Source organism: Ensifer adhaerens (assembly GCF_001270265.1).
Classification (GTDB): Bacteria; Pseudomonadota; Alphaproteobacteria; order Rhizobiales; family Rhizobiaceae; genus Ensifer; species Ensifer adhaerens_B.
The window spans coordinates 76797-90202 of sequence record NZ_LGAP01000019.1; the positions used below are offsets into that span (position 1 = coordinate 76797).

The 13406-nt window shown below is 64.3% G+C and carries 7 protein-coding genes; 1 reads left to right on the plus strand and 6 read right to left on the minus strand.

What is annotated here, in order from left to right; all coding sequences use genetic code 11:
* The first annotated feature begins 20 nt into the window (after positions 1-20).
* Positions 21-1364, plus strand: a complete 1344-nt coding sequence (locus AC244_RS23210; RefSeq protein ID WP_053251185.1) for a bifunctional folylpolyglutamate synthase/dihydrofolate synthase — start codon at positions 21-23, stop codon at positions 1362-1364.
* 127 nt (positions 1365-1491) lie between these two features.
* Here AC244_RS23210 and trxA read toward each other — a convergent pair whose 3' ends face one another.
* From trxA to AC244_RS23240, 6 genes are all read right to left on the minus strand, one after another.
* Positions 1492-1815, minus strand: coding sequence for a thioredoxin (trxA, locus tag AC244_RS23215; RefSeq protein ID WP_053251186.1), 324 nt, complete (start codon positions 1813-1815; stop codon positions 1492-1494).
* Between the two features lie 86 nt (positions 1816-1901).
* Positions 1902-5471 (minus strand): double-strand break repair helicase AddA, encoded by a 3570-nt coding sequence (gene addA / locus AC244_RS23220; RefSeq protein ID WP_053251187.1) that lies wholly within the window; start codon positions 5469-5471, stop codon positions 1902-1904.
* Complete coding sequence (gene addB / locus AC244_RS23225) at positions 5461-8640, minus strand: double-strand break repair protein AddB (protein ID WP_082367070.1); 3180 nt, start codon at positions 8638-8640, stop codon at positions 5461-5463. Before addB ends, addA begins: the two co-directional genes overlap by 11 nt.
* A gap of 2 nt (positions 8641-8642) precedes the next feature.
* The gene (locus AC244_RS23230; protein ID WP_053251189.1) at positions 8643-9374 is read right to left on the minus strand and encodes a nucleotidyltransferase family protein; all 732 of its coding nucleotides are present in this window, start codon (positions 9372-9374) and stop codon (positions 8643-8645) included.
* A gap of 10 nt (positions 9375-9384) precedes the next feature.
* Positions 9385-10896, minus strand: a complete 1512-nt coding sequence (gene tsaE / locus AC244_RS23235) for a tRNA (adenosine(37)-N6)-threonylcarbamoyltransferase complex ATPase subunit type 1 TsaE (RefSeq protein WP_053251190.1) — start codon at positions 10894-10896, stop codon at positions 9385-9387.
* Positions 10896-13376 carry a PAS domain-containing sensor histidine kinase gene (locus AC244_RS23240; RefSeq protein ID WP_053251191.1) on the minus strand — a complete coding sequence of 827 codons (2481 nt, stop codon included), beginning with the start codon at positions 13374-13376 and terminating at the stop codon, positions 10896-10898. The genes tsaE and AC244_RS23240 overlap by 1 nt, the downstream gene beginning before the upstream one ends.
* Between the last annotated feature and the right edge of the window lie 30 nt (positions 13377-13406).

A 13406-nucleotide genomic window follows, 5' to 3' on the forward strand; every position in this document is an offset into this window, starting at 1 on the left:
TTCTATCGGGGCAGGGCGAGATGACAGCGGTGGAAGCCAGCGAAGCAGGCTACGAGATCGAAAAACTCCTTGCCTTGCATCCGAAAGGCTTCGACCTGTCGTTGGACAGGATAACCCGGCTTTTGGCGGCGCTCGGCAATCCGCAGGACCGCCTGCCGCCGATCATCCACGTGGCCGGTACCAACGGCAAGGGCTCGGTCACCGCCTTCTCGCGAGCGGTGCTTGAAGCGGCGGGCTTGAGCGTCCACGTCCACACCTCTCCCCATCTGGTCAACTGGCACGAGCGCTATCGGCTCGGCGTCAAGGGTGGCAAGGGCAGGCTCGTCAGCGATCCGGTGCTTGCCGACGCGGTTCGACGCGTCGCGGAAGCCAATGGCGGCGAAAAAATCACCGTCTTTGAAATCCTGACAGCCGTCACCTTCGTTCTCTTTGCCGAACACCCGGCAGATGTCGCAATCATCGAGGTCGGTCTCGGCGGCCGCTTCGACGCGACCAACATCATAGCCCGGCCGGCCGTCTCGGTGATCATGCCGATCTCGCTCGACCACCAGGCCTATCTCGGCGACCGGGTCGAGTTGATCGCGGCGGAAAAGGCGGGGATCATGAAGCGCGGATGCCCCGTCGTCATCGGCCAGCAGGAAGAAGAGGGTGTCCGCGACGTCCTGACCTCGACTGCCGAGCGTCTCGGCTGTCCGACGTCCGTCTACGGTCAGGACTTCATGGCGCATGAGGAATTCGGCCGCCTTGTCTACCAGGACGAGCAGGGTCTGTCTGACCTTCCGCTCCCGAAGCTGCCCGGTCGGCACCAGTATGCCAATGCTGCCGCCGCCATTCGCGCCGTCAGGGCGGCCGGTTTCGATGTGCCGGATGCGGCCATCGAGCGCGGCGTTGCCGGGGTCGAGTGGCCCGGGCGCCTGCAGCGTCTTGGCAGCGGCAAACTTGCCCATTACGGCCCGCAGGATGCGGAGATCTGGGTCGATGGCGGGCACAATCCCGGCGCCGGCCAGGTGATTGCCGAAGCGATGGCGAACTTCGAAGAGCGGGAATCCCGCGCGCTGTTCCTGATCATCGGCATGATCAACACCAAGGATCCGCTCGGTTACTTCCGTGCTTTCCTCGATCTTGCCGAACAGGTCTTCACGGTTCCGATCCGTGGCTCCGATGCCGGGCTCGATCCCGTGGCCCTGGCGCAGGATGCGGCCTCGGTCGGCTTCGAGGCGTCCGCCGCGTCATCGGTAGCCGAGGCGTTGACGGTCATTGCCAACCTTGTCGATGAAGACCCGGTGCCACCACGCATCCTGATCGGCGGCTCTCTCTATCTCGTCGGCGACGTGCTTGCCGACAATGGCACGCCACCGAAGTGATCGGGCGCTCGCGCCAAGGATCGCAGTGATCTTTGTCGGGCGACATTCGCGCTGAACCTCCCGCAGTATTCAAAGCAAGAAAAAAGCCCGGCAAGCCGGGCTTTGAAGTCGCTTTGATTTGGTGGCCTTAAGCGGACGCAGTCGAAATCCAGGACGTCAGAGCCGTCTTCGGAGCAGCGCCAACCTTGATGTCGGCAACTTCACCAGCCTTGAACATCGCAAGCGTCGGGATCGAGCGCACGCCGTATTGGGCGGCCAGCTCCGGGTTCTCGTCGATGTTCAGCTTCACAACCTTGACCTTGCCGGCGAGCTCGTTGGAGATTTCCTCAAGGCTCGGCGCGATCATCTTGCACGGGCCGCACCATTCAGCCCAGAAATCGACAACCACCGGCTCGGCGGCGTTCAGCACTTCCTGCTGAAAATTGGATGTATCGACTTTTACAGTAGCCATCGGCTGCTCCTTGCGTTCGAAATGTCGGTGTCCAGATGTTGTGTCTCATGTGAGGCCGTCCCACTGGATTTTCAATATCGGGTATCTCATTTTGTCGCGAGGTCTTCAAGGCTCCTGTCCAATACCACATCCTCAAGCACGTGGATGATCGGGCCTTCGGTGAAGATCAACGCACACTGGAAGCGGTGCGCCGGGTAGAGCGGCCGCAGCAGCTCGCGATAGATCGCAAGCTGGGTTTTATAGGCGGCAGGAACGTCGTCGGCTGAAGCCGGCACACTGCGATTGGTCTTGAAGTCGGCGATGGTGACGACACCGTCCGCCACCGATAGCCGGTCGATCCGTCCGGAAACGGCAAATTCCCGTTCTGCGAGCTTCAATGTGCCCATCACCGAGACTTCGGCACGGCTGGCGTCGGAAAAGAGCGATCGCAGGTCGCCATGATCGAGCACCTGCAGCACCGCATCGCGTAGGCGTCTGCGCTGCGTTTCAGGCCAGCGCGGTACCGAGCGGGCGAGGTATCGGTCCGCCGCCGCCTGGCGTTCGGAAGGGTCGATGGACGGCAGGACCTGCAGCAGCCGGTGCAGGATGGCGCCGCGCAACATCGAGACATTGGCGGGCGTCTTCTCGGAAAATAGCGCGGATCCGACGATCATGTCGCCGTCGTCCTCGTCGACCGCAATGCCGACGCCCGATGGGCTGAGCGGCCGCGGCAACCGTCGCGGCGGCGGCAAGGGCGTGGAAAGGGCAACAGGCAAGCCGGTTTCCGGGGAAGCCGTGAGGTCGAAGGTCTCATCGCCTGACGGCACCGCGCGTGGCACATGCACTTCTCGCCAGGAGTGCCCCGCCCATTCCTCATCACCCGCCTTGAAGGTGACGGGGGTGCTGCGTCCATTGTCGTCCTGGGACAGGCTTGCCTGCACCATGGCGTGCCAGGTGTCGGCGCTTGCCCGTTGCCCTCGATAGCCGCAGACCACCAGCCGGTCGGCAGCGCGCGTCATGCCCACATAAAGCAGGCGGCGGTATTCTTCCTCGGCAAGCGTCTTCAGCCGTTCGCTGTCGGCGGCGATGAGCGAGTTCGACGCCGAGCCGGGGGCCCGCCAGACGGGCAGGGGATAGCTCGAGCCATCGGCGAGCGGCATCTCCAGGAAGCGAAGATCGGGCACGTGCTGGGAGTTGAACGGCTTGCCGCCGCCGTCGACCAGAAACACGACCGGCGCCTCCAGCCCCTTGGCCGCGTGCACCGTCATGATCCGGACTTCGTCGCGCTCCTTGTCCTGCTCGCGCTTGACGGTCGGCGCCTCGATTTCGAGCGTCGAGATAAAGGCCTGCAATCCGGGAAGGCCGCTTCTTTCGTGTTCGAGTGCGAAGGTCAGGAATTCGTCGAGAATGTCGCTCACTTCACTGCCGAGCCGGGCGAGAAACGCCGCGCGCCCGCCATGAACGCCAAGCACGCGTGCATAGAAATCATGCGGAGCCAGTTGCTGCGAGAGGGCAGCATAGCGAACAAGCGTCCTGACCGGTCCCTCGTGCGGAGAGCCTTCCTCGGCACCGGATTGTTGCAACCTCTGCCAGAGGCTCATGCCCTCGTCCCGTCGGGCCGCCAGTTCGAACAGCGTGTCCTCGTCGAGGTCGAACAGGGGACTCTTCAACAGCGCTGCCAGCGACAGGTCGTCCTCCGGCAGCAGCATGAAGCGTCCGAGCGCCAGCAGGTCCTGGATGGCGATATGGCTCGTTAGAACCAGCCGGTCGGCACCGGCGACGGGAATGTCGCTGCGTCGCTTCAGGGCACGCGTCAGCGCATTGACGAAGGCGTCGCGCTTTCGAACGAGCACGATGACGTCGCCTGGGCGCATGGCGCGCCGCACGCCCTTCTCGATGATCGTTTCTCGCCCGATCCAGCTATCGAGCACGGCGGCAATGCGCCGGGCGAGAATGTTGACCGGTGCCGTTTCCGGCGTGGCATCGAAGGGTGCCGTCCATTCGTCGTCGGTCGCCGTCGGCTCGGCTGCGATCACATCCCAGATATCGACGGCACCGGGATGGCCGATGCGGTTCGAGGCGTGCACCACCGCCTCGTTCTGAGCACTGAGCCCGCGCGCATGGGCCGGGTTGGAAAAGACGGTATCGACAGCAGAGAGCACGTCGACGGTGGAGCGGAAGGAGAGCTGCAGACGGATCGGACTGAACGCCTTGCCGCCGTCGCGAACGCGCCTCTCGGTCTCGATGCTTTCGCGCGAGAAGCGCTCCGGGCGCGCGCCCTGGAAGGAATAGATCGACTGCTTCTCGTCGCCGACGGCAAACATCGTGCGATCGGTGCCGCGGGCGCTGTCGCCGGAGAAGAAATCCGCCGCCAGCGCCTGGATGATCGTCCATTGCGTCGGGCTGGTATCCTGGGCCTCGTCGACGAGAATGTGGTCGATGCCCTGGTCGAGCTTGTAGTGAACCCAGGCGCTGACGTCGCCGCGTGCAAACAGGCTCGCGGTCCGATTGATCAGATCCTCGAAATCGAGCTGGCTGCGGGTGCGCTTGAGCGCTTCATAGTCGTTGCTGAGCCGATCGGCGAGCGTGAGCGCCGAGAGCGTCGCCTCGTACATCTGAACGATGCTCAGCCGGTCGGCACAGGCGACGACATGGTCGCGGGCGGCTTCGACCAGCTGGATCAGATCCGGTGCCGCTTGAAGCATCGCCTTGTTGACGAAGGCGGACTCGGCGCGCGGTTTGCCGGTGCCGGTGAAAAACAGCTCCTGCAGCCCCTCGTAGCGGGCCATCGGATCGACAAGCTTCGCCGTCGCCCGGAGCCCCTCGGCGAAATCGAGTACCTTGGCGCCACCGGCGCTGGCGGCAAGCCCAAGGTAACGTTCGAGGGATGGCCCGTTCAGGCCGGCAAGCGGCCAGACGCTTTCCAGGATGTGCTCGACACTATCCTCGGGCTCAAGCTTGAGTGCCGCGCGCAATTGCACGGCGATGCCGCCATGGGCGTCGGCATGGTCGAGAAAGGCTTGGATCGCGGTACGGTTGGAAACGATCGCCGCCAGCAGCTTTTCAAGCCCGGTGTCGTCGGCAAGCTCGAGCACAGTGGCAAAGGCATCGGCAAGCGCCGCATCGCCGTCGGCCGTTGTTGCCGTCAGCAGGGCGCGGCGCGCGTCCGCCAGCAGCACTGCGGCTGCGCGGTCGTCGAGAACCGAGAAATGCCCGGCAACGTTCGCCTCCAGCGGAAACTGGTGCAGCAGCGCCTCGCAGAAGGCGTGGATGGTCTGGATCTTCAGTCCGCCCGGTGTTTCGAGCGCGCGCGCAAACAGCCGCCGTGCCTCCTGGAGCTTCAGGCGCGAGGGCCGCTCGCCTTCGATTGCCTCGATCCGCTTTTCCAGCGCCTCATCGTCGAGCGTCACCCATTCGGCAAGGCGTTCGAAGACACGGTTGGACATTTCGGAAGCTGCCGCCTTGGTATAGGTCAGGCAGAGGATGGCAGAGGGCCTGCAGCCGGCGAGCAGCAAGCGGATGACGCGCTGCGTCAGGACATGGGTCTTGCCTGATCCGGCATTGGCGGAAACCCAGGCGGAGCGGGCAGGGTCGGAGGCGAGCGATTGCCGGCGCGACGTCCAGTCGAGCCAGGCTTCGGGCGTCCTTTCGTCGGGGCCGGCGCTTTCATCCCTCATCGCTGTCATCCTCGCTGTCGGCGGTCGACCATTCCGCAACACGGGCCAGATGGTCGTATTCGCCGCCGTAGTCGCGCTCCTTCTGGACGATCAGGCGTGAAGCAAAGCCGTGTCTGCCCGACATCAGGGCGGTCAGCAGCTTCCTCAGCTCACTCAGGGCTTCGTCGGCCAGTTGGTCGGCCGATTTCGTTTCCTTCGCCCGGTTGTTCTCGTTGTTGACGGCTTCCACCTTGAAGCGGGATCCGGGTTTCAGCCGGACGTAAAGCAGTGATTGCGGATGGCCGGGACCCATGCCCTTGAACGCACCGGCTTTCAGCGCTGCGGCTTCCAGCGCAAGCTGCGGATCGAGCAGCACGCGCGCTTCCTTGATCGAAGGACTTGAGCCGGTCTTGTAGTCGATGATTTCCACCGTGCCGTCGGTCAGCGTGTCGAGCCGGTCGGCGATGCCGGTCAGGCGAATATCCGCCACCCCGATGTCCATCGATGCCGCAACTTCGGTCAATGGCTTGCGGATAAACCGCGCCCGCTCTCGTTCCCAGGCGAGGAACGCCTTGCCGACGGCGGCGAAGCGCGGCCGCCATATGGTGTCGATATGGGCTGGCAGCCGCTCTTCATCGAAGGCTTCGTTGAGCAGGCGAACCATCGCCTCGTCGGCGGCCGGAGCCAGAATGTCGAAGCCGCCGCGCACGAAGCGATCGACGATGCGATGATAGAGCGTGCCGCGCTCGGCCGCACCCGGATCGCGATTGAACGGATCGAGCGGATGCAGCCGCAGGATCCGGCGCGCATAGATCGAATAGGGGTCGCGGCGAAGCCGCGAAACTTCGCTGAACGAATATTTGCGCGGCTGCAGGTCGACTGGCGGCTTGGGTGCCGGGCGCTCGGCCAGCGCCTGGCGGCCGCCCTTGTCGAGCATCCGCGCCCATAGGAGATAGTCGCTGCCGTTCGATCGCAGGGTCTCCGCCAGCCGTTTGCCGCCCAGCGCCAAGAGCCGCTGCAGCCAGCGCGATGCCACGGTGGGCGCCGATCCCTGCCGCATCGAGCGGCTGAAGATCAGCTTGCGCGTGCCGCAGGCCATCTGGAAGTCGTGAGCGAGCTGGCCGATGCGGCGTTCGGGCGGCTCAAGGCCGATGCCGGTTTTCATCGTGCGGGAAAGGAAGGGATCATTGGCGGTCTGTCCAGGCCAGTTGCCTTCGTTCATGCCGCCGAGCACCACGAGATCCATGCTCTGCAGGCGGGATTCCAGCGCGCCGAAGATGAAGACGCGGGGATGGCGCATCGAGCGCGGCTTGACCGCCTCGCTGGCGGCAAGCGCCTCCATGATATCGCACCATTGTGGCCCGTCGGCATCCATCTGACCCTCGGTTTCGATGATGCCGCGCAGCAATGTCGCCAAGGCTTCGCCTGCCTCGCCGGACCAGAGGCCGCTCAGGTCGGCGCGCTCGTCGCCGCAGACGGCTTCCAGCGCCTGGCCGGTTCGTGTTGCCCATTCGGCAAAAGTGAACGTCTCGGAGAAAGGGCGGCGACCGTCGCTGCGCCGAACCAGCGCACCGGCAAGCGGCTCAGCCGCCGCTTTTACCCGCGCTGCCAGGTCTCGCGCTGCGAGAATGTCGTCTTCGGTGATGCCGATCCGCCACTCCGGCGGATGGCGATCCTCCTTGTGGTGGACGGCAGCCTGTTCGAGCAGCGGCTCCAGTAGCGAAATGTCGGCGATCTGCGTGCCGCTGCGCAGCGCCAGCCGCTCCAGCACATCGGCGCCGCGGCGCATCTCCACCTTCGGCAGGCCGAAGCGCGCGAGCGGATGTTTGAACAGTGCCACCAGCGGCACCGGATCGCCGGGGCGCAGGCTCGCCTCCAGCAAAAGTCGCATCAGCGTGCCGGCGGCCGTGGAGGCGAGCGGCGTTCCGGCGGAATCGTCGGCCTCGATATCGAAACGTGCCAGTTCCGCACCGACGCGGCGCGCGAGATTGCGGTCGGGGGTGATCAGGGCCGCCTGGCTGTCGTCGCTTTCCTCAAGCGCCAGCCGCAGCGCGATCGCGATCGCCGTCGCCTCCTCGCGCTCGTTGGCGGTCTCGATCAGGGCGACCTCGCCAAAGGCCCGCTGCAATGTTTCGGGCTTGAGTTCATTGCGGGTCTCGGTCCAGCCGTTCGTCGCCTTGGCGGGCAACAGCGCATGCGACAGGATCTCACTGCGATCGGTCAGTCCGGCGTCGGCCGCGTCAAGCGTCGGCACATCGCGGCGCTCGACATGCATGCGTTGCAGCAGCCGGTGAAAGCCATATTGCGGGTGGCTGCGGCTTGCCGGATCGGGGCGGCCGCCGATGACGGTCTCGCCGACGATCATGCCCCATTCGGCGTCGGTCATCGTCTGGTCGAGCCCGGGCAGCACGATTGTGCCGTTGGGCAGCTTCTGGACCGCGGCAATCAGGGCGGCGGTCGCCGGGATGGAGCCGGTCGAGCCGGCGATGATGATCGGCCCTTGGAGCGCGCCGGCGGCGATGCGCTGAGTCTCGGCCTGCAGGATGGCGTTGCGATGCCGCGCCGGCGAGGATTGCTTGAGTTCTTCCAGTCGTTCCGGCCAGTAGGTGCGGGCGATCTTGAGGAATTCGAGCGTCAGCTGCCACCACAGCGCATGTTCGCCGGCGTCGAGACTGTCGAGCTCTTCCCAGTCGAGTTCCTCCGTCTCCATCGCGTCGATGAGTTCGGCGAGATTGCGCGCCAGCCAGATGGCATCCGCGGGGCTTGCGGGGGCGATCAGCGGACTTTCCGCGTGAATGTCGAGCACCACCTTTGGCAGCCGGTTGCGCCAGGCAAGGATAAGCCGGCCGAGCTCGATGAGGCGCGCGGTGCCGGGAAGGGGCGGCGCCAGGTCAAGGATCGCCGGCACTTCGGCATCGAAAAAGCCGCTGTCGTCGTCGGTTTCGCCGAGCGCCCGGATCGTCGGCAGGATTGCCGAACGACCGCCGAGCAGATCGACGAATTCGGAGCGCAGCACGCGGGCGGAGCGGCGGGTGGGAACGAAGATCGTCACGCCGGCAAGCGGCAACGGATCGGCGGGGTCGTAGCGAAAATCCGGTGTCAGCGTGCCGTCGCAGAGTTTGCGCGCCAGTGTCTTCAGGAAGGGCAGGCCCGGCGGGATCGTGAAGACGTTGGGCTCGCGATAAGGCACGCTCATCCTCCCGGCTGGTAGCGGCGGATCGCGGCTTCAGCATCTTCGATTGCCTCAGGCGTGCCCACTGTCATCCAGTGGCCGTTAAGCACAATGCCGAACAGTCGCCCTTCGGCAATCGCCCGATCGAAAAAGATGTTGAGGTTGAACGCATCGTCCGGAGCATCGGCAAACAGTTTCTTGTCGAGCGCGATCGCGCCGGCATAGACCACGGGATTGTCCATGCCTTCGGCATAGCGGACCAGACGGCCATCGGTGCCGAGCGAAAAGTCCTTCTTACCGTTGTGTCCGGTCGTATCCTCGTCGCGCACGCAAAGCAGCGCCATGTCCATACGCTCCGGGTCGAAGAAGCCGGCGAGCCGCTGGAGATTGCTGGGTTCACCCGCATCCTCGCCGACCCAGAAGAGGTCGGCGTTCATCACCAGAGCGGGCCCATCCGGAAGCAGCTTCAAGCCCTTGACCAGGCCGCCGCCCGAATTCATCAGCGTGTTGCGTTCGTCGGAAATCACGATCTCGGGCGCTGCGCGCTGCGCCAGATGCGCCTCCATCTGGTCGGCGAAGTGGTGGACGTTGACGGCTGCCCTGGTGACGCCGGCATTCACCAGCAGGTCGAGAACATAATCGATCATCGGCTTGCCGGCGATCTTCACCAATGGCTTCGGGATAGTGTTGGTGATCGGGCGTAGGCGGGTACCGAGGCCCGCCGCGAGCACCATCGCGTTGCTGATCGACATTGCTTCTCTGTCAGTTCGCTGATTCGGGAACGATGATTCCCGTCTTCATACACCAGTCGCGCAAGGGTTTCAGCGCTTCGTGCAGGAGGGCGACTTCGAGATAGGCGAAAGTGCGCGGCATGTGCTTCATGTAGCCGGGTTTGCCGTCCCGCTGCATCAGCCGCACCCAGATGCCGACAAGCTTGCAGTTGCGCTGCGCCGACATCAGATGCCAGTCGCGAAGGAATAGGGCTTCGTCGAACGGTCCGGCGGCGCGGCGATCTGCGAGATAAACGTCCATCATTCGGCTTGCCAGCACCGGCTCGATCGTCACCCGGGCGTCCTGGACCAGCGACGCCACGTCATAGGCCGTCGGGCCGATCATCGCATCCTGGAAGTCGATCAGGCCGACCCGTTGGATACCTCTGTGTTTGGGACGCCAGATGATGTTCGGCGAATGAAAGTCGCGCAGCAGCAGGTTCTTCTCCGACGTCTCGATGAGGTCGATGAGATCGTCCCAGATCGCGGCGTATTCCTGCTTCTCCTGTTCCGTCGCCGGCTCGCCGCGTTTCCATGGCAGGTACCAGTCGGTGAGCAGCCGTGTCTCGATCTTCATCGCCGTCCGGTCGAAATCAGGGATATGGTGCTCGACGCCGCCAGAAAGAGCGATATCGCGCCTTGCCGGTGTGGCATGAAGCCTGGCGAGCAACCGCGCGCCTTCGACGTAGCGTGCCTCGATCGGCCTTCCGGTATCGTCAAGGACGCCCTCGGAACCGAGGTCTTCGATCAGCAAAATTCCCTGGTCGAGATCGCGTGCATAGATCGTTGGCGCTGCGAAGCCCCGTTCTCTCAGGAGCTCGTCGATGGCAACGAAGGGGACGACATCCTCGGCGAGATGCGCGAGTTGCTGGTAGTACTTGCCGTCCTGGAGGATCGGACCGGGCTTATGCCGCGCCGCATCCATCAGGATCTTGGTTGGAAGACCGTCTCGGCCGTCGACGCGCTCGTATGCCCGCACCGAGGCATCGCCGCTCAGGTGACGTCGCCGCGCGTCTGCAAAGCCGTTGTGTGCGAGGAAGTCACGGATCGCCAGCGAGCGGGCAATGCGCTGCAGGGCATCTTCGGGGCCGGCGATGCTGACGGTCCGCCCAGTCGCCTCATGGGTGATCGACAGCACGATCCTGCCTGCGGGCAACGCCTCGTCGGCTCTCTCCGGCCATTCGACCAGGCAGACGCCGAGAGACAACGCTTCGTCGAAGCCGAGCTCGTCGAGTTCGCTGGCGTCGGCGAGGCGATAGAGATCGAAATGCGCCACGGGAATGCGCAGGTCGTAGCTCTGCACAAGCGTAAACGTCGGGCTCGGGACTTCCAGGCCGTCATCATCGGCAACGGCGCGCAGGAAGGCGCGTGCGAGTGTCGACTTTCCTGCGCCGAGATCGCCGGACAGGGCCAGGCAATCGCCCACCTTCAGCGCCAGAGCTAGGTCTTCGCCGAGCTGGATCGTGGCTGCCTCGTCCTTCAGGAAGCGTTCGATCGGCTGCATTATTCCGCCGCGACGATCTTCTGGACCTCTGCCGAAGGAATGCGGCAGCTGACTTCTGTGCCTTCGCCCTCGCGGCTGCGGATCGATACGGTGCCGTGGTGGAGGCTGACGAAGCTTTCGACGATCGAAAGGCCAAGGCCGGCGCCGCCGCGTTGGCCGTGGCTTTCGAAGCGGTTGAACACCGTATCGAGCACATCCTGGGGAATGCCCGGTCCACTGTCCGAAACGGAGAAGACGAAGTCTCCACCGTCGCGACGGCAGGTAAGCTCGATGACGCTACCGTCAGGAGCAAAGTTGGCGGCGTTGGTCAGAAGCTTGATGAAGATCTGCTTCAGCCGCTGCTGGTCGGCGACCATGCGTCCGAGGTTGTCCGGTGCCGCGACGCGCAGCGTGACACCGCCTTCAACCAGCCGGTCGGCCATCTGATGGGCGATGTCGTCGAGGAAATCGGTAAGATTGATCTCCGACATATCGAGCTCGACGATGCCGGCATCGACGGTCGCAAGGTCAAGAATGTCGTTGACGATGGTCAGAAGCAGCGACGAGGACGTGGCGATGTGGTCGACATATTCCGCCTGGCGGTCATTGAGGTCGCCGAAGGCAGGCGTCTTCAGAAGATCGGCAAAGCCGATGATGTTGGTGAGCGGCGAGCGCAGCTCATAGGATACGTGGTGGACGAAATCGTTCTTCAGCGCATCCGCCTTGCGCAGTGCATCGTTCTTCTCGGTCAGGGCCCGTTCGACCCGCACGCTGTCGGTGATGTTGACGAAGGTCAGCATCGTCTGGGCGTTCGGCAGCGGAATGACGGCGAAGTCGAGGATCAGGCCGGTTCTGAGTTCGAGAATGCCACGGCTCGAGGGCCGCTCGTCGTCGAAACTGGTGATGATATGGGCGAACCGTTTCCAGCCGTCCGGCTGGTCGTAGGACATGAGGCACGCCTGTTCGATCGCGCGGATATGGGTGCCCGGCTTCGCCTCGGTCTCGTTGATGCCCCAGATCGCGCGGAAGGCCGGATTGGAAAGCCGGATGCGACCATCAGGACCGAACACCGCAACGCCTTCGGCCAGATGGTCGATGGTCTCGCCCTGGACCTGAACCAGCGTGTTGTAGCGGGTTTCGAGATCGACTTTCTCGGTCAGGTTCTCGAACACCCAGGTGACGCCGCCCTGCGGCCGGGCCGTTGCGAACACCCGCAAGGTCTGGCCGTTCGGCAGGTGCCAGAGGTCGGATTGCGTATCGAGCGCCTGGTAGACGGAGAGCGCATTCGCCTTCCACTGTTTCCAGTTGAGCTGTTCGGGCAGCTGTCCGCCGGAGCGCAGGCGGTCGAGCACTTCGCCATTGTCAGGCTTGCGCTCGAGGAAGCCCATGTCCAGGTTCCAGAGGCGCTGGAAAGCCTGGTTGTAGAATTGCAGGCGCTGATTGCCGTCGAAGATGGCGACCGGCGTTGCGAGATGATCAAGCGTTTCCGCGTGGCTCTTGAGCGTGCGGTTAAGCTCTTCCCGCACCGCCTCGACGCCGGAGACGTCGATGGCAATGCCGGTCGTTCCGGCTGGCGTGCGGGCGTCGACGACATCGAGGAATGTGCGGTTGCCCCTGACGACGGTCGAAAGCTTGTCGCGGAACGGCGTGTCGAAGGTCGAGACGGCGCGGATCTTTTCGCGCGCAACCGTCGCCAACAATTCACGCCCCTCGGCGATGGCCGCAGCGACGTTGGGTGCTTCCACCGCATCGGCATAGGCCTCATTGACCCATGTCAGCACGCCGTCGGTGCCGCGTTGCCAGACCGGCAGGTCGATCGCGTCGAGCAGGGTGCGGAAGGACATCAGCGAGTTGTTGAGTCGATCGCGCTCGAGTTTCAGCTCGGCGAGTTCAGCCCGCATGTTGTTGAGCGCGATGAAGCGCACGAAGGCGCGCCCGCCGGAGACGCGGCCCTGGGCCTCAAGAACCTCGTTGCGTTGCGTTTCGAGCACTAGATCGAAGCTGCGCGCTTGGGTGCGCAGGGCGTCGATCGCCTTTTCGAGTTCGCTGGCGGAATTTCCCTTGATCCAGCGTCCGAACGCCAGGAATTCGCGATCGTCCGCCGGCGCCCCGGTTTCGACCGGCAACTGGCCGAGCAGTTCGGCCCGCTCGGCCAACCCGTCCCAGATGACGATGCGGCGGTTCTTGTCGGCAATGAGCGCCTGGAAGCGCGAGAGGCGTTGATTGGCGTCGGACAGGTCGGTCCGCAGCTCGCGGTTTTCGGCCTCGATATTGCCGCGCTGGCGGATCAGCCAGATTGCCGAGATCATCGCTGCGGAAACGACGCCGATGAGGACGGAGAAGGTGATGACTTCCGACGAGCCGAAGATGTTCGCCTTCTGCGCCGAGACCTGGGCGACCGCATCCGTTGCGGCGAAAAGCGCCGTGCAGGCCATCAGGCGGCGCAGGAGTACCGGGCCCCTGCGGCGAGCGCCCGATGAGGTTTCTTGTGCTGTCGTCATGGCGCTGCCGTCCCCATCTGCCCGAAGGGT

What these genes read in the sequence shown, in the direction of transcription:
- AC244_RS23210 (WP_053251185.1), top strand. Translation starts at nt 21, where the DNA reads ATGACAGCGGTGGAAGCCAGCGAAGCAGGCTACGAGATCGAAAAACTC.
- trxA (WP_053251186.1), bottom strand. Translation starts at nt 1,815, where the DNA reads ATGGCTACTGTAAAAGTCGATACATCCAATTTTCAGCAGGAAGTGCTG.
- addA (WP_053251187.1), bottom strand. Translation starts at nt 5,471, where the DNA reads ATGAGGGATGAAAGCGCCGGCCCCGACGAAAGGACGCCCGAAGCCTGG.
- AC244_RS23230 (WP_053251189.1), bottom strand. Translation starts at nt 9,374, where the DNA reads ATGTCGATCAGCAACGCGATGGTGCTCGCGGCGGGCCTCGGTACCCGC.
- tsaE (WP_053251190.1), bottom strand. Translation starts at nt 10,896, where the DNA reads ATGCAGCCGATCGAACGCTTCCTGAAGGACGAGGCAGCCACGATCCAG.
- AC244_RS23240 (WP_053251191.1), bottom strand. Translation starts at nt 13,376, where the DNA reads ATGACGACAGCACAAGAAACCTCATCGGGCGCTCGCCGCAGGGGCCCG.